Origin of the sequence: Microbulbifer sp. GL-2 (assembly GCF_007183175.1) — a bacterium.
GTDB lineage: Bacteria > Pseudomonadota > Gammaproteobacteria > Pseudomonadales > Cellvibrionaceae > Microbulbifer.
Map to the genome: position 1 here is coordinate 2,664,547 of NZ_AP019807.1, position 22,731 is coordinate 2,687,277.

The following is a 22,731-nucleotide window of genomic DNA, read 5'->3' on the forward strand; positions in this document are numbered from 1 at the left end:
CACGGCTGCCCCGCGCTCCGGGGAGAGTGGTAATGGCTGTGATGCGCTGGCTTGCCCGTAAGTTCTGGTTACTATCTGTCAGTCTGGTCATTGCCCTGGCGATACTGGTGCAGACCGGCCGCCTGTTGTCCCCACAGGTGGAGGAATACAGGCCGCAAATCAGCCACTGGCTGTCTGGCCAGCTGGGTGTGCCGGTGCAGATGGACAGGATTTCTCTGCGCTGGGAGGCATTACAGGTAGCCCTGCAGTTGGATGGTTTGCGGCTGGGCAAAAATGGCGAGCTTCGTATGGGACACGGTCTGTTCCAGTTGGATTTACTCGCCAGTTTGTGGAATCGCGAACTGGTGTGGAAAGACCTGCAAATGAACGCTTTTGCCGCCGGCCTGAGTCGCAATGCGCAGGGAGAGTGGCGCCTGGATGGTTTCCCCGATATTTCCTTGAAGCCCGATGGCAGGGTTGTTGCCGATCCAGAAGCGGCAGATCCTGCGAGACTTTTCCAGCTGAGCCCCAAAATCCAGATTCGGGATGCTGCCATTACTATTCGGCTCCAGGACGACCAATTGGCCGAGATCAACCTGCCGCAGATACAGCTGGAAAACCAGGGTGACTTCCACCGCCTGGTGGCCCGTGCGTTTATCTCCCGTGAAGGGGACAGTGAAAATGTGCACTCTGAGACCTTGCGCCTGGTTCTCGAGGGTCGTGGGAACCCGAGAAATAAAAAGCATTTCTCTCTGCGTGGCTATATGCAGCTTAATGAGCTATTGCTGGATGAGGATATCGTCACTCTACTGCACGAGTTGACACCACTCCCGGATCGATTCCACTGGAGCGGTCGCAAATGGGCAGATGGCCGCTTGTGGTTACACAGCGATGCCAAAAGTGGTTATCGCTTGGTTGGACAAGTCGACCTCGCCCAAGTGGAAAACCTGGACAAAGTTCTGGAAGACAAGGGAGAGGCTGCACCCTCCGGTGCCTATGTTATGGCTCCACTTCGCGCATTCTCTGGGGATCTATCAGGACGTTGGTTGCCTGGTAAGCACTGGCGACTGGCTTTACAGGATATTCAGATCGAGTGGCAAAACCTACAAATGCCCCCGCTGAATCTGCAAGTAAGCAGTGGCCAGCAAGGCTTGTCCCTGAATGCTGATGTGGTTGATCTGGCCGGCTGGGGTGACATTCTCAAGCGGCTTAATGTCCTTGAGGGGGCTGCGGATGACTGGTTGCGGGCTCTCGACCCCAGTGGCCAGCTGCGCCGGATTCAGCTGCTACGTACTGTAGAAGGTACTGTTAGTTTACGGGCCAACTTGCAGGGTATACAGGCCAAAGCATTTCGTGGCGCGCCAGCGGTTACCGATCTGAGTGGTTATTTGGAGCTCGATGGTGCAAATGGCCGGGTCGAACTGGATGGTTCACCTCTAACGGCACAGTTCCCAAATTTGTATCGAAATACTTTTGCTTTTGAACAAGCCAGCGGAACCGTGGCCTGGAGTCTGGACAGGGATGGAAACGAGATAAGCATACTGTCAGGTCCCCTCCGGCTGAATGGAGCCTTGGGTGAAGTTAATGGCCAGTTCCTGCTGTCCCTGCCTGTTCGTGCGCAGAGTCGTCCGGTCGATCTGGTACTGGCTTTGTCTTTGCGCGATGCTGCGGTTACCGCCCAAAAGCAGTTGGTACCAACTACTGTCAGCAAGGATTTGCGCAGTTGGCTCAATACGGGCTTGGGAGTGGATAATTCCGGTCGAGTAGAGAGCGCCGCATTTATCTACCGGGGTAGTAGTTATCGTTCTGATGGTAAGGAGGACTCACTGCGTGCTCTGGGGGCCCACCGCAACCGCCAAACCGTACAGTTAGCTGCGGATTTTGTCGATGCCAGCCTGAAATACGCTGTTGAGTGGCCTTCTGCGAATAATGTAGATGGTCGCTTATTGATCAATGATGGGGTGGTTTCTGTCGGCGCTGAGCGGGCCAAACTCTGGAATATTGATGCTGAAGATATTTTTGTTGAGGTTTCCCCAGTTGCCAGCAAAGGGTCGCGCCTGGATGTGCAGGCCCAGTTATCCGGCCCTGCAGCCGATGGCCTGCGTCTACTGAGGGAGTCTCCTCTGCGTCAACAGTTGGGCAGTGCCTTCGATGACTGGCGCCTGGCGGGGAATATCGATGGCCGGCTGAGCCTGACCCAAGCTCTCGGTGGTGCGAATATAAACGTCAGCCAGCGGGTTGAATTGCAGTTAAGTGGTGGAGAACTCGAGCTTAAAAACCTGCGTCTGCAAACTGATGAGCTGTTCGGTAAAGTAATCTATGACAGCGAGAACGGTCTTACAGGTACACGAGTGAGTGGCAAGTTGTGGGGAAGGCCAGTTAGCGCACATATCCGCCATTTTGGTAAGGGGACACTACGGGACACCCAGGTAGTGGTAGACGGAAATGCCACTACAGATTCTATTTTCTCCTGGAGTCAAAGGCCGGAGCTCAAATGGCTGGATGGTGCCATGGACTACCAGGCCCTGGTTACCATTCCCGCTAAGGCAAAGGAAGCCCCCTATTCGGCAGTTTTCGAGCTGACTTCAAGCCTTGCCGGTGTCGAAGTGAAGCTGCCTGAGCCATTGGGAAAACCCTCTGAAACCGAAACGAACTTTGTACTGCGGGCGCCGATTGGTGAACAGGGTAGCCTGTTTCACCTTGACTATGGTGAGCACCTGCAGGGACAGTTCTGGTTGGTGCAAGGGGCGCTTGATCGAGCCGCTATCGGCTTGAATGCAGAGGCAAAGCTTCCCAAGGCGCGGGGGCTGACGATCACGGGTGATATTTCCAGCATTGATTTGCCCCGCTGGGAGCAGCTGCTGAGCGTATACAGTGACGACCTATCCTCCCCTGGAAAGAGCGACTCCCAATTCGAAGTTGAAGCTGTAGATAGCCGGGTGGCAGGTTTCACTGGCCTTGGAAAACTGGCTGATACTCCCGCGAGTGATGAAGCTGCTAATTTTGCTGAACCATTGCCAGTGAGTATCGACCTCAGTTCTGACCTCCTGGAATTGGGTACTGTGAATATTGAACATATACACATTACCGGCAACGGTACAGGGACCGATTGGCGGCTGGAATTTGACAGCGAGATGGCGGCGGGCAAGTTGAGCGGAATTCTGGGAGGTGAGGCGCCTTTACAATTACAACTGGCCCACTTGCGCCTGCCAACCCCGGAGGAAAAGGGCGTGATTCAGCAGGATCCTTTTGCCCTGGAGCCCTTTGCAGAAGAGGCCCCTGACCCTTGGGCGGGCTTCGATTTTCAGAGCTTACCTGCTATTGATTTCAGTACTGAGAGTCTCCTGCTGGGTGATGAGGAGCTGGGGCGCTGGTCCTTCAATGTGCGCCCCTCCAAAGAGCGGCTGGTACTGAGCGATATTCGCGGCAGCGTGCGCGGCTTCCGTATTGAAGGGCGTGGCAAAGGGGAAAAACGCCAGAATGCGCAGCTGATTTGGATGCGCGATGCTGAGGGCAAAAGTTCATCTGAGTTTATCGGTCGCCTGGTGGCCGATGATCTCGCCGACTTCCAACGCTTGATGGGGCATGAGCCCTTGATCGAGAGCAAGTCCGCCAGCTTCGATACCGCCCTGCGCTGGAATGGATCTCCCGCCCTGGTTAAGGGAAGTCTTTTGTCTGGGGAACTCAAGATCGATATCAGGGATGGGCGCTTCCTGCGCTCCACAGGAACTGCGGGCTCTACGGTATTACGCCTGTTGTCCCTGTTTAATTTTGATACCTGGGCGCGCCGCTTGCGCCTGGATTTTTCCGATCTCTACAAAAGTGGCATGGCCTTTGATCGGGTGCGAGGGGAGGTGGTTTTTGAAGGCGACGGGCAATTGTTGATTGCGGTGCCGATTCAGGTTGAAGGCCCCACCAGTGAGTTGCAGATGGCGGGCAGGGTAAATCTGCTGCGTGAAGATTTGGACCTTACTTTGGTGGCGACCCTGCCAGTAAGTAATAACCTCGCGCTGGTGGCAGCCTTGGCTGGGGGCCTTCCTGCCGCAGCGGGGGTTTACCTGATTAGCAAAGCTTTTAAGAAGCAGGTGAAAAAGGTGGCGAGTGTCAGCTACCGTATTAGTGGCGACTGGGCAGACCCGCAGATGCGCTTTGAAAGGCTCTTTGATGGGGGCGGAGCCGAGCGCCAAGGGGCCGCTTCTGTAAGAGATAGTGCCGTACCTGCTCAAGAGATGAGGCCAGGCAGCCAATCTGCACCTCCGGTGAGCGCGAGCACCGGCAGCTAGTAGTCGATTAACCTCTTTGAACCGCACCGGTCCAGGGCGCTCTAATCTTATGGTGATAACAACACACTTGGAGAAAGGAGTTTTGCAGATGGCAGGATCCCGGTTATTAGGCTCCCTGTTGGTGGTGACCCTGGCAGTATCGGCTTGCTCAGAAGCCGATGACCAACGCATCCAGACTATGACAGTTGGAGAAGCCAAAGAGCGTATTTCCGATGGCAAAGGTCTGGAGCAGATCCCCAAATCAGTGTGGAAGCAGATACTCCCTGAGGATCGATATAAGGTCCTGTGGAAAAAGGACACTGAGCGAGCTTTTACCGGGAAGCTGCTTTATAACGAGGAGGAGGGGACTTATGTCACGGCTGGCTGTCGTCTCCCTGTGTTCAGTTCAAAACACAAATACAAGTCGGGCACGGGTTGGCCCAGTTTTTGGGAGGTGGCATACCCGCAAAATATAGTGTTAAAGGATGATTTCAGCTGGGGCCTGCGCCGCACCGAAGTATTGTCCAAGTGCGGAGAACATTTGGGGCATGTGTTTAAGGATGGTCCTGCGCCAACTAACCTGCGTTATTGCCTGAACTCCCTTGCCCTGGACTTCGTGCCTGCAGTAATGAAAAAGCAATAACTGCGACAAGTGGTCGGTGGGAGCTTCGCTCTGTCGACGAGGGATATGGGGGCGGGAGTGAAGCCGCCCCCATAGGACTGTTGTGGACTTCTAGGAGTCTTGCATAAAGAAGTCCCGCAAATAGCGGAACAACTTGCGCTGATTCGTGGGGGGCTTACTGTTTTTGATCTCCCGGTGGGAGTCCCGTACCAGCTGGCGCAATTGCTGGTGATCCACTTGAGGGTACTGATCAAACAATACACCCTGTGCACTGTTGCCCTCCTCCAGCAGGCGTTTGCGCCATTCCTCGGCCATTTTGTCGAAGCGCAAATGAAGCTGGTCTCGATCTTTGAATTTGTTCAGAACTGCCTCAATAGCTTCGTGGTCAGTATTGCGCATCAGCTTGCCAATATATTGCATTTGTCGGCGGCGAGCCTCGTTGGACTTGATACGCGCCAGGGTATCAATAGCTTCACGCAGATCCTCATCCAAAGGCACTTCGGCAAGCTGTGCTTTGGGTAGCTCGGTAAGCTGCTTGCCCAACTTTTGTAATTCGTGCATCTCCTGTTTGACCTGGGTCTTGCTCTTCGGCAGGTCATCTTCATAATCGTCGTATTCGTACATCTCGAATTCCGCGTGTTTACCCGGGACTCCCCGGTATTGTTCGAGCCTACAGCGCCGCTGTAGGATTGCTTTTTCGGCTCATCCAAACTGCCAGGTGGCTAAGCCAAGGAAGGACATAAATCCCACAACATCGGTAACCGTAGTCAGGGCTACACCACCTGCCAGCGCGGGATCGATGCGCATAGCGCGCAAAGCAACCGGTAATATCGCACCGGCCAACGCCGCTGTAACCAGATTAATCACCATTGCAGCGACAATAATAATGGCGATAGCGATATCGCTAAACCAGAGGGCAGTGATACCTCCCATAACCAGGGACCAGAGAAGGGCATTTAGGGCAGCAGAACCCAATTCGCGTGAGAGTAACCAGTTGAGATTGCTCTTACCAATTTGCCCAAGCGCCATCCCCCTGATGACAACAGTGAGAGTCTGGCTCCCGGCCACGCCTCCCATACTGGCGACAATGGGCATCAATACAGCCAGTGCGACTACTTTTTCCAGGGTATTCTGGAATAAGCTGATAACCCAGGAGGCGAGAAGGGCAGTGAGCAGGTTGATACCCAGCCACAGTGCCCGCCTGCGTGCGGTTCGCCTCACAGGAGCAAATGTATCCTCTTCCTCATCTAGGCCCGCCAGGCTCATCAGTGAGTGGTCGGCGTCTTCACGAATTACATCCACGATATCATCAATGGTGATACGCCCCAGCAAGCGGTTATCCTCATCAACTACTGGTGCTGTAATCCAGTCGTACTTCTCGAATAGTCGGGCGACTTCAGTATCGCGCATATCCGCAGGGATGGGCTCCACATCGGTATTCACAACTTCGCGAACAGTTACTAATGGGTCCGTGGTAAGCAGCTTGGATAGTGGCAGCAACCCGATGTACTGCCCTTTACGGTTGACTACGAACAGACTGTCGGTGGATTCTGGTAGCTGCTCGTGGCGGCGCAGGTAGCGAAGGACGACGTCCAGACTCAGGTTCGGGCGCACCGAGATGGTATTGGTGTCCATCAGGCCGCCGGCGGTGTTCTCGTCGTAGGCGAGTACACTTTCCACCCGCAGACGGTCGGTCTCGCTCATCGAGGAGAGGACCTCCGAGACCACACGCTCAGGGAGTTGCTGGAGGATGTCGGCAATATCATCCGCATCCAGCCCTTCCATAATCTCCACCATCTCCTCGGTATCCATGGTGTCGAGGATTTGGCTGCGTACTTCGTCGGTCAGCTCCTGCAGTACTTCACCTTCGACATCCCGGTCGATTAAGTTCCAAAGAACCTGGCGAATGCGTGGGGGAGAGCTCTCCAGCAATTGCGCAATGCTCTGTGGAGTCAGAGTTTTGAGCATGCGCCGCACTTCCTGCCCAGTGCCACTATCGAGTGCGGCGAACAGCTCACTGAGCTGATTTTGGGCGCGGAACTTGATTTCGGCTTGGGGTGGGCTGGACACGACTAATCCTTACTGCTTAGCGGTGGTTGGGGCGTTGGCTGCCGGGAGGTAGCAGAGATTTTATGCCCATGGCGGGACTCTATCCAGAGATGTTTGCTTTTGCAAACTACTCGGACTCGCCGAATCGATCCGTTACCAATTCACAGATTGCGCCAAGTGCATCGTCCTCATCGCGACCCTCAACCTCCAATTCAAGTTCAGTTCCCTTTGCAGCAGCCAGCAGCATTAGCGCCATAACACTCTTTCCATCTACTGACTTACCCTGGCAGTGTACTTTGATCTCTGCAGAGAAGCGTGCCGATGTCTGGGCGAACTTGCTGGCTGCACGTGCGTGTAGGCCGAGCTTGTTGATAATGGTGAGGCGCTGTTTTTGCATAGGAGAGTTGTGCTTGATAGAGGGCTATTTCTGCTGCTCACGATGGCGGATTTGAACGTTGTTAAATTTTTTTGCGAAGATCTGGGCCAATTGCTCCACCATATACACCGAGCGGTGGCGCCCTCCGGTACAGCCAACGGATATGCAGGTATAACTGCGATTACTTTTCTGGTAGAAAGGCAACCAATTATCCAGGAAGTTGGCGATGTCCGTCTGCATTTTACTGGTTTCGGGGTGGGCTTGCAGAAATTCGGCAACCTCCGGGTCCAGGCCGGTCTTTTCTTTCAGGGCTGGTTGCCAGTAAGGATTTGGCAGGCAGCGCAGGTCAAATATCAGGTCCGCGTCAACGGGAACACCATATTTAAAACCGAAAGACTGGAAAAGTATTGCCATGCCTTCTGACTTATCACCTACTACCCGGCTTTTCATCAGTCCACGCAATTCGTGCAAACTCAGGTTACTGGTATCAATCACCATATCCGCGATTGCCGAGATAGGAGTGAGTAGTTCTTTTTCCTTGTTTAGTGCTTCGAGAAGGTGGGTACAGTCGTTGCTGAGTGGGTGTTTGCGCCTGGTTTCGCTAAAACGTTGAACCAGTACGGGTTCACGCGCGTCCAGGAATATCACATCACATTTTATACCGCTGGCTCGCAGGGATTCGATAACCCTGGGAGCCTGCTTAATATCCTGCCACAGGTTGCGGGCGTCGACACCGAGTGCCAAGCGGGCTTCTTCTCCTGGTGGTTGCTCTTCAACCCGCTTGACCAGCTCGGGAAGTAAGCTGGTAGGTAGATTGTCGATACAGTTATAGCCCTCATCCTCCAAAAGTTGCAGGGCGGAACTTTTACCGGAGCCGGAACGACCACTGATAATCACCAAACGCATGAAGATCCCCTTTGTCAGGCCTGTACACCACTGTTCGTTGGAATTCTTGTCTCGCTAATATTACTCGCGAAATAACTGTTACCGATTCCACAATCTATCCCTGCATTGCCCGTGGTAAAGCTCAGTACCAGGCTTAGGCGGCTGCGGCGCTATCTACGGCCAGCGCGTAAAGTTCATCGCTGTTTTTGGCTTGTCGTAATTTATCTCTTACCAGGCTATTGGAAAATAATGCGGCGATTTCAGCCAGTGTTTCCAGATGCTGTTGCTCCGCATCCTCGGGCACGAGCAGGACAAACAACAAGTCGACAGGTTGACGATCGATAGCATCAAAATCAACTGCCGGCTCAATGGTGCAGAGAACACCAATGGGGCGTTCACAACCAGGCAAGCGACAGTGGGGGATGGCTACCCCTTCTCCAATTCCGGTCGAGCCCAGGCGCTCACGAGCGATCAACTGGTTGAACGTAGTATCGGAATCATGTTGCGGGTATTGTTCGGCGATAGCCTGGGCAATATTGAGCAGTAATTTTTTTTTGCTGCTCCCCGCCAGTTGGCAAAGGCTTAGGCGGGGGGAGAGTAATGCTTCGAGTGTCATAGTTTAGCGATGGTTCTGCAACTTCTCTTTGTGCTTTTTCAGTTGGCGGTCCAGCTTGTCGGTAAGCGCATCAATGGCCGCGTACATGTCTTTGTCTTCCGAACCGGCACAAAGATCGTGACCATTAATATGTACTCGAGCTTCAGCTTTTTGGATCAGTTTTTCAACGGACAGGATGACCTGAGCGTTAGTGATGTTGTCGTAGTGCCGGGATAGCTTTTCCAGCTTACTTTCGCAGTAGTTGCGCATAGGCGAGGTAACGTCGACGTGGTGACCACTAATGTTGATCTGCATGGATTTCTCCTAATCGAGTGCATCACATACCGGCGCGCCTCCCATTCGGGTCGCAACCCTACTAGGAAGTGGGCCAGAATGGAAGGATACACTCAAAGTTTGGAGTTTGGTTGTAGAGGAGGGGGTAAATGACGCCAGGCAGCTTGTGACTCAAGAATTAAGTCAGGTCGCAAACTTGCTTATGAAAGGTTAGACCAGCCGTTTTCGTTCACTGGAAGAGGGAATACCCATGGATTCCCGGTATTTTGCCACGGTTCGGCGAGCTACCTTGATACCCTGATTATCCAATTCCTGGGTGATTTTGTTGTCGGAGAGGGGTTTGCGGGGTGTTTCTCCATCAATAAGTTTGCGAATCAGCGCTCGAATGGCGGTGGAGGAGGCATCCTCACCGGAATCGGTGCTCACATGACTGGAGAAGAAGTACTTCAGCTCGAAGACTCCGCGAGGAGTGAGCATGTATTTCTGTGTGGTCACCCTGGATATGGTGGATTCGTGCATACCAATGGCTTCAGCCACATCGGCCAGCACCATAGGGCGCATGGCCTCAGGCCCTTCCTCAAAAAACCCCTGTTGTTTGTCGACGATACAGTTTGCTACTTTGAGCAGAGTCTCATGGCGGCTTTGCAGACTTTTTAAAAACCAGCGCGCCTCCTGCAGGTGATCTCGCAGGAAATTGTTGTCACGGGAATTGTCCGCCCGTTTAACCATGGACGCATAATGACTGTTAATACGGATTTTGGGGGTGATTTCCGGGTTCAGGTCCACCTGCCAGCGAAACTCTCGGCGGGAAACAATGATGTCTGGAATCACATAAGCTGTTTCCTGCTGCGCAAAGCCATCGCCCGGACTGGGGTTTAGGGTCTGGATCAACCGGATGACTTCGCCGAGCTGGGTCTCATTCAGGCGTGTACGTCGGCTCAACTGACGAAAATCCCGTTTGCCGAGCAGCTCAAGGTAGCGCTCAATAATATTTTGCGCCTGTTTTATCCAGGGCGTTTCAACGGGGAGTTGCTGTAATTGCAGCAGCAGGCACTCCCGCAGGTTGCGGGCTCCACAGCCTGCGGGCTCAAACTGTTGGATGGCCCGCAATACCGCGACAACCTCGTCTTCATCTACTGAAAGGGATTTTGCGATATCTTCGATGGCTGCGCTTAACAGCCCGCTGGGCTCTATGCCATCGATCAGGTTCTCACCGATCGATTTATCTAGTTCGGATAGGGGGGTCAGGTTGAGTTGCCAGCGCAGATGATCCTGCAGGCTGTCTGTGGTTGAGTTGCGCTCAAAGCCGGATTCTTCGCTCTCCATACCTCCATTGTGGCTGGTGTACACATCATCCCAGCGGGAATCTACGGGTAGCTCGTCAGGGATGCTCTGGTTCCAGTCACCCTCGGCGAGCTCCCTCTCCTCAATGGCCTGCTCAGGAGGGGTATCTGGCTCAGCTGGAGATTCAATCTTGGCTTGGGGTTCTGGAGTGTTTGAATCGGGAGCTGATTCTTCAGTTTCAGTCTCAAGCATCGGGTTGCCATCAAGGGCGGCTTGAACCTCTTGCTGAAGATCCAATGTCGATAGTTGCAATAGGCGTATCGCCTGTTGCAACTGGGGTGTCATGGTCAGCTGGGTGCCGAGCTTTAGCTGAAGAGACTGCTTCATATTGGGGTGCTGCAGACTGATACCACAGGGGGTTTATCTATGTAACCTGAGATGGCGCAGACTACCCCGCCCCCCAAAGTATTACAAGCAATAAGCGTGCCGGCAGGGTTTGTCTTTTTATGGCAAAGTGAAAAAATTTATGACAAAGCTGTGTTTCTTTGCGGTATTCGGTAACAAATGCAGTGATCTATCCCTAAATAGTAAATTCGTGTCCCAAATACACTTCGCGAACCTGCTGGTTGGCAAGTACCTCATCCGGGGTGCCAGCAGCGATAATGTGGCCCTCGCTGACGATATAGGCGGTCTCGCAGATATCCAGGGTCTCGCGAACATTGTGGTCGGTAATTAAGACGCCAATACCTCGATCCCGCAAGTGGCGGATGATTTCCTTGATGTCATTTACGGAGATGGGATCCACCCCAGCAAAGGGTTCATCCAGGAGGACGAAGCTAGGATTGGTTGCCAGGGCGCGAGCAATTTCCACCCGCCGTCGCTCCCCGCCGGAAAGGGCCATTCCCAGGCTGTGCTCTATATGGGTGATGTTGAACTCCTGGAGGAGTTCCTGGGCCTGTTGCTGGCGCTCGGTACGGGACAGGTCTTTGCGGGTCTCCAGGATGGCGAGGATATTGTCTCTTACGGACAGGCGGCGGAATACAGAAGCCTCCTGGGGTAAGTAGCCGATTCCCTTCCTGGCGCGTCCATGCATGGATAAGCGGGTTATATCTTCGTCGTCAATCAGCACCTGGCCAGCATCCGCCTGAACCAGGCCGGCGATCATGTAAAAACAGGTTGTCTTACCGGCACCATTGGGGCCAAGCAGGCCGACTACTTGGCCGCTGGAGACGCTGACAGACACATCCTGAACGACTTTTCTTTTCTTGTATTGCTTGGCTAGGTGTAACGCTTTTAGCGTTGGCATAGTGTGTACCGAAATCTATCCATGCCGTGAGTACAGGGCGCCCACGGGTGTAGAAATTTTTAAATATTATCTTGTATTGTTTGCGAATTCGGGTGGAGCCTTTATGGGCTGTCTCCGTTGCCAGGAGCTTGGCTGTCTTCTTTTTTCTCAGGTTGCCAGATCATCTCTATTCGCTTACCGGCTTGGCCCTCTGCACTCATCTGCTCGGTAGATAGGTCATAGTCAATTTTTTCCGCAGTCAAGGTGTTGCCATCCCTGTCCACGTAGGCCTTGCCTGTAAGTTGCAGTTCTTCAGAGCTGACTGCATATACAATTCGTTCGGCGCGGGCTTTAACGGGATTTTCCCCCTCCAATACCTTTTGCTGAAAGCGTGCGGGCCTCCCGATTGCTATAACACGACTAATTTCTTTTTCGGGGGTGAAGTAGACCTCTACTCTATCGGCTTCTATTTTCAGGGATCCCTGGGTTATTACTACGTTATTGTTGTAAACAACTAGGTTGCTGCTTAAGCCGGCATTCATTGCATCTGAACTGATATTAATACGTTGCTGGCGATCTTCTGGCAATGCATTTGCCACCGAGGTTACGGTCAGGAGTACAGTTAACGCAGAACTCTTCAGTAGCCAGTGGCGAAGTTTAGTCGGGGTCATAGTTGCTCTTTACATCGGATAGGATTTCCACCCGGTCTTTATCGAGGTATACGCGCATTCCCTTCCCTTTAGTCTGGTTGGGGCCGGAACTAATAGTAACAACTCTGTCCGTTTCGGCGAATTCCTTATCCGGAAGGATAGTGATACTAGGGGTTTGTAGTTTGATGCCCCCAGGAGATGGGAGTTCATCAATTTCTACATCGCCGCTCAAAACAATGCGCTCGCCGCGGTTATATGCCGCCCCCTGCCTGGATTCTGTGCGCCATTTTTGTTGATCATCCTGGTAGAAAAGCATGCGCGGCTCAGTCAGTTCAGCCCTGTCTCGACGTTTGAACTGGTAATAGGTGATCTGCTCGGCATCTACCCGATAGGCAAGGTTCCCGTCCTCATTGAAATGGCGGGTTTTGGCGTCACGGATAACCAGGTCGGCTGCGCGGCTATGTTGCTGGGGGTAGGGCGTATACCCAACAGCTCTTCAGGTGGGCTCTCAGAGAACCATAGCCCGGCGCTAATAAGCGCTACCACCAATAATAGTGGCAACCAGGTGCGCATTATTTCTCTCCGGTATAGGGCGCAAGTGCTGCGTCAAAAGTGTCCTGTGCTTGCATAATCCGATCACAGGCTTCGCGTACGGCGCCCTCACCTCCACGTGAACTGGTTATCCACAGGGCGCGGTCCCGAACCGGCGGAGCAGCATTGGGTGGCGCAATCGGGCAGCCAACACGTGTCATCACCAGAAGATCGGGGTAATCATCGCCAATGTAGGCAATGTCCTCCAGGCGGCATGGCTCATCGGTCAGAAGTTCCTGCAAAGCGGTAAATTTGTCCTCTCGCCCCTGGATCAGTTTATGAACTCCGAGGTCGTGAGCACGGCGCTCGACCACATTACTGCGTCGCCCTGTGATAATGGCCACCCGCACACCGGAGTTCTGCAGCATTTTAATGCCGTGCCCATCCAGTGTGTTGAATGTCTTCAGTTCATTGCCGCTGTTATCGAAATAGAGTTTGCCGTCGGTGAGAACACCATCTACATCCAGTACCAGCCAGCGCACCTTTTTAAGTGCGATATTCAATTCTTGATCAGAAATCACCAGGTAGTCCTTACATGCTGTCGGTGGGCGGTACTTATCCGCTTAGTAACTGTTGATTATCTCAGATTACTCCGGCGCGGAGAATATCGTGCATATGCAACACGCCGATTGGAAAGTGCGCTTCATCCTCTACCACCAGGGCGGTGATTTTATAATCCTCCATGATTCTCAATGCCTCTGCGGCTAGAGTGTCGGCGGAGACTGTCTTTGGCCGGCGGCTCATAACCTGTTCCATGGTGGCCTTATCCAGCTCAACTTTCTGGTCGATGACACGTCGCAAGTCACCATCGGTGAAGACGCCGAGAAGTCCCCCTTTGGGGTCGACGATAGTCGTCATGCCGAATCCCTTGCTGGTCATCTCCAGAAGGGCCTTGGACAGTAAGGTATCAGTGCTTACTTGAGGCAGCTCGTCCCCTGCGTGCATCACGTCCTCTACCTTTAGAAGCAGGCGTCGTCCCAGGGCCCCGCCAGGGTGGGAGAAGGCGAAGTCCTCGGCAGTAAATCCCCTGGCTTCCAGCAAGGCTACTGCCAGGGCATCGCCCATTACCAGAGTGACAGTTGTCGAAGAGGTCGGGGCCAGATTCAGAGGGCAGGCCTCTGTTTGCACGGAAATATCCAGGTTGGCATCGGCCGCCTGCGCCAAAGGGGAGTCCCTCTTACCTGTCATACTAATCATCGGGATGCTCAGCCGCTTCAGCAGAGGGAGCAGGGTAAGGACTTCTGCAGAGGAGCCTGAGTTGGAAATAGCGATTACCAAGTCATCACGGGTAATCATGCCTAGATCCCCGTGGCTGGCCTCACCGGGGTGAACGAAAAAGCTCGGTGTGCCGGTGCTGGCCAGTGTAGCAGCCATCTTGCGGCCGATATGCCCGGACTTCCCCATGCCGGTGACAATAGCGCGGCCACGACACTGCAAAATCATCTCGCAAGCGCGTTGGAATTCGTTGTTAATTCTCTGTTCCAGTTCGGCAACAGCTTCCGTCTCCATACGGACGGTGCGTCGCCCTGCTTGCAATACGAGATCTTGGGTCATCGAGTACCTCTGGTTAAACACTGTTAGCTGTAAGGTATTGATCAAAGCAGCCTTTTACCCTGACGAACTCAGGAGCCAGGTCTCGGCTGTGGCCAGGTCATTGTTGTTGTCGTGCTAATCTATATTACTAGCGGATAACTGACTCTGTAAGAGTCTGCAGACTGTTCAATAGGCGCCAAATGACACGCTCGTACACTGCCACAACTACGGGCGTGGCCATGGTATAGTCTGCCGCCGCTGCTGTCAGCTCTGTCACTCAACGGACGATCGACAAGGCTCCTGGAGTTCCTGCGGGAGAAATGGGCAGTAGCATCGTCATGGCACTTATTTACGCTATGTGCGTCCAAGGAATGATTTGCTAATTGGAGATTATTTGTGAACACATCATTTTGGGCTGGTCGGTACGGTTTTTCCCGGTGGCTAAATTTTTTACTCTGCGCAGTATTGGTTTCTGCTGTGGTTCCTGTGGCGCACGCCAACCAAAATCCCTACACCATGATTGAAGGGGTTTCCCAAAAGTTGCTGGGTGTGATTCGTACAAATTCGCAATATGCCAATTCCGATCCACAAAAATATTACACTGCGGTTGAGGGGGTCCTGAACCCGGTTGTGGATTTTGATTTTATTGCGCGCGGAGTAATGGGGCGCTATGCCAAGCAGGCTACAGCAACCCAGCGCTCACGTTTTACCAGCACATTTCGCCGCGATCTGGTGGCCACTTTTGCCCGAGGCGTGGCAAACTTTGGCGACCTCGATGTGAAGGTGGTCAACCCCGGTACTCTCCCCTCGGGAAACCGGGTTAATGTTTTGCAGGAAGTGCGCAGTGAAGAGGGTATTACCAAAGTATCCTATACACTGGTGCGGAACCGTGCTGGGCAGTGGAAGTTGATTAATGTAATTCTGAACGGGGTCAATTTGGGGAAAACCTTCCGCAGCCAGTTTGCCCAGTCCATGCAAACCTATGGTGATATCGACAAGGTCATTTCCAACTGGTCTGCCGGCCAGGATGTTGTTGATAAAGTGAGCTAGTTAGCGATCTTTGGGGCGCGCAGCTGCGCGCTCCGCTTGATTCAAGTACACTTGCGTGCTGTTTTTTCAACTCAACGCAAATCCCGCCTATGCAACCTGATGAAATCAAAGCCCTGATTGAGGGTCATATTCCTGAGAGTAATGTCGATGTCACTTTTGAGGGCAGTCACGTATTGGTAACTGTGGTCAGCAGTGCCTTTGAAGGCTTGAGTCGTCTAAAAAAGCAGCAGCTTGTTTACGCTGCGCTCAATGAAAAAATTGCTGACGGTACCCTGCATGCCGTGCAGATGCAGACACTTACTCCAGAAGAAGCCAGTCGTTAACCTGTTGCTGTACAACCTGCGACATCCGAAATATGAGGCCGAATGGATAAGTTAATAATAGAGGGCGGCAGCCCAGTATCTGGAACATTGCGAATTTCTGGTGCGAAGAACTCTGCGCTACCGATTTTAGCCGCAGCCCTACTGGCTGATGGCCCTGTACATATCCACAACCTGCCGCACCTTAATGACATCACCACTATGATCACCCTGCTGCGCTGCATGGGGTGCGATGTCACAATTGATGAAAAACTGGGTGTGGAAATAGACCCCCGTTCGGTTAATGACCTGACGGCGCCTTACGAGCTGGTTAAAACCATGCGCGCGTCGATTCTGGTGCTGGGCCCATTATTGGCTCGTCACGGGGTTGCAAATGTATCCTTCCCTGGAGGTTGCGCCATCGGCAGTCGCCCTGTTGATATCCACCTCAAGGGGTTGGAGGCAATGGGGGCGGAGATCACAATTGATGGTGGTTTTATCCGGGCGCGCTCCAATGGCCGCCTGAAAGGTGCCAACATTGTCATGGAAAAAGTGACTGTAGGCGGCACAGAGAACCTGCTAATGGCCGCTGTATTGGCGGAGGGTACTACCGTTCTGCACAATGCAGCGCGGGAGCCCGAGATTGTCGACTTGGCGGAATTCCTGATTGCCATGGGTGCTCAAATTGAGGGTGTGGGTACCGATACCTTGCGTGTACATGGAGTTCCAAAATTGGCGCCCTGTACGTTCACTGTAATGCCTGATCGTATCGAGACCGGCACATTTTTGGCGGCTGCTGCAGCGGCGAGTGGAAAAGTGCGCTTACTGCATACTCGTGCCGATATCCTCGATGCTGTGTTACTCAAATTTGAGGAGGCCGGTGCGCACCTGAGCTGCGGAGATGACTGGATTGAGTTGGATATGAAAGGTAATCGACCCAAGGCAGTCAGCTTCCGAACAGCCCCTTACCCGGCATTTCCGACAGATATGCAGTCTCAATTCATGGCGATGAATGCAGTGGCGGAGGGCAAAGGTGCAGTGGTTGAAACCATTTTTGAGAATCGGCTGATCCAGGTACATGAGCTAAACCGCATGGGGGCCAATATCACCCTGGAAGGTAATACAGCGTTTGTTACCGGTGTTGAGAAACTCAAGGGGGCTCCAGTGATGGCTTCTGATTTGCGGGCTTCCGCGAGCTTGGTGATTGCGGGTATGGTTGCTGAAGGCACTACTATTGTTGATCGTATCTACCATATTGACCGTGGGTATGAGTGCATCGAGGAAAAATTGCAGCAGCTGGGGGCGAATATTCGCCGCGTACCCGGTTAAAGGGAAAATTGCCGTCTCTTTTCGGGGGCGGCAGCCAAAATAATCCGACCTGATCATGACTATGCAAATCACTATCGCTCTGACCAAAGGGCGAATTCTGCAGGAAACCCTACCGTTACTCGCCGCTGCAGGACTGGAGCCGCTGGAGGACCTCGGCAAGAGCCGTAAACTGATCTTCCCCACCAACTGTGAAGGCGTTCGCCTGCTTCTCCTTCGAGGTGTAGATGTACCTACCTACGTACAGCATGGCGCTGCGGATATGGGGGTGGCCGGTAAGGATACTTTGCTCGAACACCACTCCGACGGTATCTACGAGCCTTTGGACCTGGGTATTGCCCGATGCCGCCTGATGACTGCCGGAGTAAAGGGGGCTGCACTGCCCCACGGCCGGATCAAGGTGGCTACCAAGTTTGTGGAGAGCGCCAAGCGCCACTATGCGGCCAAAGGGCGTCAGGCTGACATTATCAAACTGTATGGTGCAATGGAGTTGGCCCCGTTGATGGATCTGGCCGATGAAATTGTCGATATTGTCGATAGCGGTAATACCCTGAAGGCTAATGGCCTGGAGGCACGTGAAACTATCGCGCAGATTAGTAGCCGTCTGATCGTTAACAAGGCGGCCATGAAAATGAAGTACAAGCCGATCAGTGACTTGATTGAGAAGCTGGCAGCGGCAGTCGCATAAAGTTGAAAAACTTGGGAAGCCATGACTAGCAAGAGTATCCGCCGGCTGAATGCCATTGATAAGAATTTTGATATACAGCTGGGGCAACTGCTTGCCTGGGAGGCTGTAGCGAACCAGGGAGTTGAGGCAACTGTTGCCGAGATTCTGCAGCAGGTACGGAGTCGCGGCGATGCCGCGGTAATCGATTATACCAATCGGTTTGACCATCGCGAGTTGGTTCGGGCAGAAGAGTTCGCACTGGGACCAGCTTCGCTGGCTGAAGCGCTTGAGCGTATCAGTGTCGTTGAGCGCGAAGCCCTGGAACTAGCTGCACAGCGTGTAGACGAATATCACCGGCACCAGCGGCAGGAATCCTGGCGTTACACTGAGTCGGATGGCACTGTGCTCGGCCAGCAAATTACGCCGATGGAGCGAGTGGGTATTTATGTGCCCGGTGGTAAGGCCAGCTACCCCTCTTCAGTATTGATGAATGCGATTCCGGCAAAAGTTGCCGGTGTTGATTCCGTGATTATGGTCGTGCCTGCTCCACAGGGAGAGCTTAGTGATCTGGTTCTGGCAGCTGCGGCAATCGCCGGTGTGGATCAGTTGTATACCATTGGTGGGGCCCAGGCGGTGGCTGCTCTGGCCTATGGTACTGAGACGATACCAGCGGTAGATAAGATCGTTGGCCCCGGTAATATCTTTGTCGCCGCCGCCAAGCGAGCGGTATTTGGCCATGTGGCTATTGATATGATCGCTGGCCCCTCGGAGATATTGGTGATTTGTGATGGCGCCACTGATCCGGACTGGATTGCCATGGATCTCCTTTCCCAGGCCGAGCACGATGAGCAGGCCCAGTCAATCCTGCTGTGTCCAGATGCTGAGTTTCTCGATACTGTAGAAGCCTCCCTGCAGTCTCAGTTGATGGAATTGCCGCGGGCCCAAATTGCTGCCAGGTCTCTCGCTGATCGCGGTGCCTTGGTTTTGGTTGATTCATTGGAGCAAGCAGTCGAGATTTCCAATCGGATTGCCCCGGAGCACCTGGAAGTCTCAATTGCTGATCCGGAGTCTCTGCTTCCGCAAATCCGCAACGCCGGTGCAATTTTCCTGGGCCGCTATACTGCTGAGGCGCTGGGAGATTATTGTGCTGGTCCCAATCATGTACTTCCTACCAGTGGGACTGCGCGCTTTTCATCTCCGTTGGGAGTTTATGATTTCCAAAAGCGCAGTTCGATCATTTACTGTTCGCCAGAGGGGGCTGATAAGCTCGGTCGTGTAGCCGCTGCCCTTGCTCGTGGTGAAGGACTTGAGGCTCATGCGCGCTCTGCCGATTTTCGGGTAAAGCGCTAGATATCCAGCCAGCTTCCTTGCGAAAACTGCTTCCCGGAAGGCATAAGATGAAAAAAGCTCTTCTGTGCTTTGTCGCACTACTGGTCGTCAGTTGTGCGACAACCAATGAATTCGTGCTTGCTGAATATAAACAGGACAAGCAAAGCCTGCCTCCTCTTACACTGTTTGCCAAGATTCCAGAAGCGGACTTTGAACAAAGTTGTAATAATTTTGCCAGCGAGTCTCTGCTCAAGCACTGCCAGTTCGATGTTGTTGATTACCGGGAACTTCACCGGGAGCTACAGGGCTCGGATATCTTTGATTTGGTTCGATTGGGAGATGATGAGGTTGCCTACCAGTTGCTGATTGCTTCGGCCGGATATATGGAGGAGGGTGTTGAGGATATCGGCGAAGCAGTTATTGCAGGCGCAACTATGATGCTGGCGCCTTTAAGTACTACTCAGGATATCCATATCGATGCAACACTCACATGGCATGGGTTGCCCTTAAGGCGCTACCAGTTTGAAGTCCCATTTACCTCAAGGGTAAGCTTACTTACCCCGCTCGGGCAGGCCGAACAGGATCTTGCCAAGTCAATTGCATCGGAGCTGATCTCTCGACTGCAGCAGGACCAGGTTATGGCTCCTGAGTATTTGTATCAAACGATAGGGGCCAGCGATTATCATCGCACTCTCAATTTGCCGGAGTCAGTGGGTGAATATGTAAGCAACCCCGTAGTTCTTGCTAATCACCCTCTCTTTGGTGCTCAGACCCGTTACGTGCATCGCCAATTTCAATTTGACTCAGTGGATGTTTTTGTTTATCCGATACCCAATTGGGACTGGGAGGATCCACGGTCGGTGCAAACTCGCGAAGTGGATAGGATTCGGCGGGAGTTGGCGTTGGTCGAAAAGGAGGCGCACTGGCAGGGGCTAGATCTTGGTGAAGAAGTTTCTGAAACTTGGAGTGTTCAGGGGGAGACAACGCCTGTAACACGTCTTTCCGGTTATTTCCTGGCAGCTGATGGGGAGCGTTTTGATACTCACACTTATTTGTTTGTAAGAAAAGATAAATTTATCAAGGTCCGTGCATCATTTGCCGGTGTGGGGAGAAACCGGGATGAGGTGGAGGCATTTGCACGTGGTTTGATTACCAGGGCAGGTGTCCCGAGTGAGTCCCAATTTATGGCAAAGGTACGGGCGAATTGGCGTGAGAAACAAGCTGCCAACTAAAAAGAAATAAACGGGGTAGCCGCTGGGTTCCGCTGCCCCGGAGGGGAGGTTAGTCTTTTATTCCATTGCTGGGAATCTTTGTCGCCTGCCAAGCGAGTACTTGCCACTTACCATTTCGTTTTACAAAGGTGCCGGTGTTGAAATAATTGCTGATTTCAACTTTAGCTGTGTCATTAGCTACCAGCTTAAACGCAATGACTGCGGTATCGCCCAGTAAGCGAATATCTACATCCTCTGCCGTATAACTTACCGTCACCGGTTCAGTTGAAGGGTTTTCCATCCCCTGCATAATCTGGCTTTTGCCGAAACGTTGGCCAGAAGAGCTCGTATAGATAAGATCTTCCGCCCAAAAGTGTTTATGGGCTTTTACGCTATCAGCGGCATTACCAATAAAGCTATGCAGGAGTTTTTGTAGCTCCTCACGATCACCGGCATGGGACTGTCCGGAGGCCAGTAACAGGAGGATGAATAGGATAGTTGCACGCATTTTTCTTCCTTCCAGTGGTTACTCAGTTGTTGTTGCCGTATCGGGCTTCACGGAAACTGTTGCTTCCACCGTGTGAGAAGCACCTTCACGGGTAAAAGTGATGGAAATTGTATCCCCAGGGCGCAGAGTAGCCATGGTGGCCTCACCTTGCTTGCCGTCTCCAATGGGCAGGGCATCAATATGGGTAATAACATCCCCGGGCTTAAGGCCTGCGTTATGCGCGGGGCTTTCATTGTAGATAGCGGTGATCATCACCCCACCTATAGAGGTGAGATTGAACTCTTTTGCCATCTGCGGGCTGATTGCGCTGGCTTCAATTCCGAGCCAGCCCGGTACGACTCGGCCATAGGCAATAATGTCCTGCATTACTTTAAAGGCAATATTGGCGGGAATCGCAAAACTGATCCCTCCAGAGTAGCCGGACTGGTTGAGGATAGAAGTATTGATGCCGAGTAGTCGGCCGCGGGAATCCACTAATGCACCACCTGAGTTGCCAGGGTTGACTGCGGCATCCGTCTGCAGGAAGTTTTGCAGATGACTGCCGGTTCCTGAGTTTTCCAGATGGCGCCCCTTGGCACTGATAATCCCTTGTGTGACAGTCTGGCCGACTCCGAAAGGATTGCCGATAGCCAGAACGACGTCACCCACTTGGGCGGATTGTGGTTCACCAACAGAGATTGAGGTGAGTCCATCAAGCTCGACTTTTAAAACTGCCAAGTCAAAGTCGGCATCACTACCCACCATTCGTGCCTGGGCTTCACGGCCATCGGCCAATAAAATGACTATGGCATCAGCTTGATCCACCACATGGTGATTGGTGAGAATGTAACCATTATCGCTAACGATAACTCCAGACCCCAGGTTTGACTGCATTCTTTCCCGCTGGGGAACATTCATATTGTCGAACAAACGGCGGAAAAGGGGGTCATTGAATAGTGGGTGCTGCCGCTGAGGCAGGGCCATGCGGGTATAAATGTTGACCACGGCGGGTCCTGCAACATTGACTGCATGGGCATAGGATACGGGGCCTTGCCACTCCCCCTCTTTGGGGGCTGGAGCGGCGCCACGCAATTGCGGGAATAGAACTAACAGCAAGGCCGCCATGGCCAGGCCTACCAGAATGGGTAAGGCCCAGTCCTGAATAAAGCGATTTTGGGACACTCTCGACTCCTCTTTGCGCTGATTATACACACGTCTCGGAGCGGAATCGCCGGGATGCGGGATGTTGTTTCCTGTTTTGGGAAGGGAAGCGGGATCTGCACTTGGCTATTTTGTGCCTTAATGGCTCATCTGATTCTGTGTCCACTGTCTATTATTGCAGCTTCTTCGATAAAGCTTTATGTACATAAACGATCGAGGCACCATGGTTTGCGATAGATTCTGGCTTGTGGAGCCTGTGTTTAATATAGGTTGGAGTTCGGTGACTTTGAGGGTGGGCACGATAGTTTGAGCTTTTCCCAAGGCTTACGCATAGCTGTTAAGCGTTTACCTTTTAGTTTGGCGGCAAACCATTCCAACACACGATAGATTTACCTCTGGTACTAAGTAGTGCTAAAGATCCATGTCTTTATTGAACTCAGGCCTCCTAAGAAAATAGGTGGTTCTGTTATCTTAACTGGGGGTTTTTCAATACTAATTACCAGTTTTTTACATTCAATAAAGCTGGTGATTCCTTATTTTTGTACTTTAAATAGCGGTTCAAATTGAATTTGTATAACTCTCCCTCCGGGGGGCTAGGTAGGTTTTTGGGGGTGGAAGGAGATGATTTAACTATCGGTGTTTTGGAGTGGTTAAATGTTGTTTCTGTGCTTTGAGAAAATGCTGGTTATCAAATATTTATAGACCTCTGCTTTATCTGAGGTACCGATAGGTGATTTTAAATATAAAATTGACGAGGTAGATCTCCTGTGATGGGTTGGCATTGGTCAATCCTTGC

General features: G+C 52.6%; 22 protein-coding genes. 8 read left to right on the plus strand and 14 right to left on the minus strand.

The genetic code is table 11. The features are described from left to right. Positions 1-32 precede the first annotated feature (32 nt). Complete coding sequence (locus GL2_RS11575) at positions 33-4,262, plus strand: YhdP family protein (RefSeq protein WP_143730798.1); 4,230 nt, start codon at positions 33-35, stop codon at positions 4,260-4,262. 88 nt (positions 4,263-4,350) lie between these two features. Then, positions 4,351-4,884 carry a peptide-methionine (R)-S-oxide reductase MsrB gene (gene msrB, locus GL2_RS11580; RefSeq protein WP_143730799.1) on the plus strand — a complete coding sequence of 178 codons (534 nt, stop codon included), beginning with the start codon at positions 4,351-4,353 and terminating at the stop codon, positions 4,882-4,884. A gap of 90 nt (positions 4,885-4,974) precedes the next feature. Here the strand turns inward: msrB and yjgA are convergent, their stop codons facing one another. The 12 genes from yjgA to GL2_RS11640 all read right to left on the minus strand — a co-directional run bounded on the left by yjgA (position 4,975) and on the right by GL2_RS11640 (position 14,426). Beyond that, a complete protein-coding gene (gene yjgA / locus GL2_RS11585; protein WP_143730800.1) occupies positions 4,975-5,487 on the minus strand; it encodes a ribosome biogenesis factor YjgA in 513 nt (170 codons plus the stop codon). A gap of 78 nt (positions 5,488-5,565) precedes the next feature. Continuing rightward, positions 5,566-6,933 carry a magnesium transporter gene (mgtE, locus tag GL2_RS11590; RefSeq protein WP_143730801.1) on the minus strand — a complete coding sequence of 456 codons (1,368 nt, stop codon included), beginning with the start codon at positions 6,931-6,933 and terminating at the stop codon, positions 5,566-5,568. Positions 6,934-7,039: 106 nt separating this feature from the next. Beyond that, positions 7,040-7,309 carry an HPr family phosphocarrier protein gene (locus GL2_RS11595; protein WP_143730802.1) on the minus strand — a complete coding sequence of 90 codons (270 nt, stop codon included), beginning with the start codon at positions 7,307-7,309 and terminating at the stop codon, positions 7,040-7,042. Positions 7,310-7,333: 24 nt separating this feature from the next. Further along, positions 7,334-8,194, minus strand: coding sequence for an RNase adapter RapZ (gene rapZ, locus GL2_RS11600; RefSeq protein ID WP_143730803.1), 861 nt, complete (start codon positions 8,192-8,194; stop codon positions 7,334-7,336). 133 nt (positions 8,195-8,327) lie between these two features. Continuing rightward, positions 8,328-8,789 carry a PTS IIA-like nitrogen regulatory protein PtsN gene (gene ptsN / locus GL2_RS11605; RefSeq protein WP_143730804.1) on the minus strand — a complete coding sequence of 154 codons (462 nt, stop codon included), beginning with the start codon at positions 8,787-8,789 and terminating at the stop codon, positions 8,328-8,330. Positions 8,790-8,792: 3 nt separating this feature from the next. Next, complete coding sequence (hpf, locus tag GL2_RS11610) at positions 8,793-9,083, minus strand: ribosome hibernation-promoting factor, HPF/YfiA family (protein WP_143730805.1); 291 nt, start codon at positions 9,081-9,083, stop codon at positions 8,793-8,795. Between the two features lie 189 nt (positions 9,084-9,272). Next, on the minus strand, positions 9,273-10,733 hold the full coding sequence (locus GL2_RS11615; RefSeq protein WP_143730806.1) for an RNA polymerase factor sigma-54: 1,461 nt from the start codon (positions 10,731-10,733) through the stop codon (positions 9,273-9,275). A gap of 193 nt (positions 10,734-10,926) precedes the next feature. Continuing rightward, a complete protein-coding gene (gene lptB / locus GL2_RS11620; RefSeq protein WP_143730807.1) occupies positions 10,927-11,652 on the minus strand; it encodes an LPS export ABC transporter ATP-binding protein in 726 nt (241 codons plus the stop codon). 101 nt (positions 11,653-11,753) lie between these two features. Beyond that, positions 11,754-12,302 (minus strand): lipopolysaccharide transport periplasmic protein LptA, encoded by a 549-nt coding sequence (lptA, locus tag GL2_RS11625; RefSeq protein ID WP_143730808.1) that lies wholly within the window; start codon positions 12,300-12,302, stop codon positions 11,754-11,756. Next, positions 12,289-12,726, minus strand: a complete 438-nt coding sequence (lptC, locus tag GL2_RS11630) for an LPS export ABC transporter periplasmic protein LptC (protein WP_370452153.1) — start codon at positions 12,724-12,726, stop codon at positions 12,289-12,291. The genes lptA and lptC overlap by 14 nt, the downstream gene beginning before the upstream one ends. Before the next feature lie 127 nt (positions 12,727-12,853). Next, positions 12,854-13,393: an HAD family hydrolase gene (locus GL2_RS11635; protein ID WP_143730809.1), complete on the minus strand. Its 540-nt coding sequence runs from the start codon at positions 13,391-13,393 to the stop codon at positions 12,854-12,856. Between the two features lie 61 nt (positions 13,394-13,454). Beyond that, the gene (locus GL2_RS11640) at positions 13,455-14,426 is read right to left on the minus strand and encodes a KpsF/GutQ family sugar-phosphate isomerase (RefSeq protein ID WP_143730810.1); all 972 of its coding nucleotides are present in this window, start codon (positions 14,424-14,426) and stop codon (positions 13,455-13,457) included. Positions 14,427-14,801: 375 nt separating this feature from the next. Between GL2_RS11640 and GL2_RS11645 the strand changes: the two genes are divergently transcribed. From GL2_RS11645 to GL2_RS11670, 6 genes are all read left to right on the plus strand, one after another. After that, the gene (locus GL2_RS11645; protein WP_143730811.1) at positions 14,802-15,455 is read left to right on the plus strand and encodes a phospholipid-binding protein MlaC; all 654 of its coding nucleotides are present in this window, start codon (positions 14,802-14,804) and stop codon (positions 15,453-15,455) included. Between the two features lie 89 nt (positions 15,456-15,544). Next, complete coding sequence (locus tag GL2_RS11650) at positions 15,545-15,778, plus strand: BolA family protein (protein ID WP_143730812.1); 234 nt, start codon at positions 15,545-15,547, stop codon at positions 15,776-15,778. 42 nt (positions 15,779-15,820) lie between these two features. Then, complete coding sequence (gene murA, locus GL2_RS11655; RefSeq protein WP_143730813.1) at positions 15,821-17,083, plus strand: UDP-N-acetylglucosamine 1-carboxyvinyltransferase; 1,263 nt, start codon at positions 15,821-15,823, stop codon at positions 17,081-17,083. Between the two features lie 55 nt (positions 17,084-17,138). Further along, entirely contained in the window at positions 17,139-17,768 is a 630-nt protein-coding gene (gene hisG, locus GL2_RS11660) for an ATP phosphoribosyltransferase (RefSeq protein WP_143730814.1), read from the plus strand. Between the two features lie 21 nt (positions 17,769-17,789). Continuing rightward, on the plus strand, positions 17,790-19,097 hold the full coding sequence (gene hisD, locus GL2_RS11665; RefSeq protein WP_143730815.1) for a histidinol dehydrogenase: 1,308 nt from the start codon (positions 17,790-17,792) through the stop codon (positions 19,095-19,097). A gap of 47 nt (positions 19,098-19,144) precedes the next feature. Further along, on the plus strand, positions 19,145-20,308 hold the full coding sequence (locus tag GL2_RS11670) for a hypothetical protein (protein WP_143730816.1): 1,164 nt from the start codon (positions 19,145-19,147) through the stop codon (positions 20,306-20,308). Between the two features lie 49 nt (positions 20,309-20,357). On the opposite strand, the gene GL2_RS11675 is transcribed toward GL2_RS11670, so the two are convergent. Together GL2_RS11675 and GL2_RS11680 are read right to left on the minus strand one after the other, a co-directional pair. Further along, on the minus strand, positions 20,358-20,795 hold the full coding sequence (locus tag GL2_RS11675) for a nuclear transport factor 2 family protein (protein WP_143730817.1): 438 nt from the start codon (positions 20,793-20,795) through the stop codon (positions 20,358-20,360). A gap of 18 nt (positions 20,796-20,813) precedes the next feature. Further along, entirely contained in the window at positions 20,814-21,956 is a 1,143-nt protein-coding gene (locus GL2_RS11680; protein WP_197736445.1) for a S1C family serine protease, read from the minus strand. Positions 21,957-22,731: the final 775 nt, after the last annotated feature.

Excerpts from the sequence above, each read along its gene's own strand:
- GL2_RS11675 (WP_143730817.1), bottom strand. The coding sequence starts at position 20,795 with ATGCGTGCAACTATCCTATTCATCCTCCTGTTACTGGCCTCCGGACAG.
- GL2_RS11575 (WP_143730798.1), top strand. The coding sequence starts at position 33 with ATGGCTGTGATGCGCTGGCTTGCCCGTAAGTTCTGGTTACTATCTGTC.
- hpf (WP_143730805.1), bottom strand. The coding sequence starts at position 9,083 with ATGCAGATCAACATTAGTGGTCACCACGTCGACGTTACCTCGCCTATG.
- yjgA (WP_143730800.1), bottom strand. The coding sequence starts at position 5,487 with ATGTACGAATACGACGATTATGAAGATGACCTGCCGAAGAGCAAGACC.
- hisG (WP_143730814.1), top strand. The coding sequence starts at position 17,139 with ATGACTATGCAAATCACTATCGCTCTGACCAAAGGGCGAATTCTGCAG.
- lptB (WP_143730807.1), bottom strand. The coding sequence starts at position 11,652 with ATGCCAACGCTAAAAGCGTTACACCTAGCCAAGCAATACAAGAAAAGA.
- murA (WP_143730813.1), top strand. The coding sequence starts at position 15,821 with ATGGATAAGTTAATAATAGAGGGCGGCAGCCCAGTATCTGGAACATTG.
- lptA (WP_143730808.1), bottom strand. The coding sequence starts at position 12,302 with ATGACCCCGACTAAACTTCGCCACTGGCTACTGAAGAGTTCTGCGTTA.
- GL2_RS11640 (WP_143730810.1), bottom strand. The coding sequence starts at position 14,426 with ATGACCCAAGATCTCGTATTGCAAGCAGGGCGACGCACCGTCCGTATG.
- hisD (WP_143730815.1), top strand. The coding sequence starts at position 17,790 with ATGACTAGCAAGAGTATCCGCCGGCTGAATGCCATTGATAAGAATTTT.
- GL2_RS11670 (WP_143730816.1), top strand. The coding sequence starts at position 19,145 with ATGAAAAAAGCTCTTCTGTGCTTTGTCGCACTACTGGTCGTCAGTTGT.
- rapZ (WP_143730803.1), bottom strand. The coding sequence starts at position 8,194 with ATGCGTTTGGTGATTATCAGTGGTCGTTCCGGCTCCGGTAAAAGTTCC.
- GL2_RS11615 (WP_143730806.1), bottom strand. The coding sequence starts at position 10,733 with ATGAAGCAGTCTCTTCAGCTAAAGCTCGGCACCCAGCTGACCATGACA.
- msrB (WP_143730799.1), top strand. The coding sequence starts at position 4,351 with ATGGCAGGATCCCGGTTATTAGGCTCCCTGTTGGTGGTGACCCTGGCA.
- GL2_RS11650 (WP_143730812.1), top strand. The coding sequence starts at position 15,545 with ATGCAACCTGATGAAATCAAAGCCCTGATTGAGGGTCATATTCCTGAG.
- ptsN (WP_143730804.1), bottom strand. The coding sequence starts at position 8,789 with ATGACACTCGAAGCATTACTCTCCCCCCGCCTAAGCCTTTGCCAACTG.
- GL2_RS11595 (WP_143730802.1), bottom strand. The coding sequence starts at position 7,309 with ATGCAAAAACAGCGCCTCACCATTATCAACAAGCTCGGCCTACACGCA.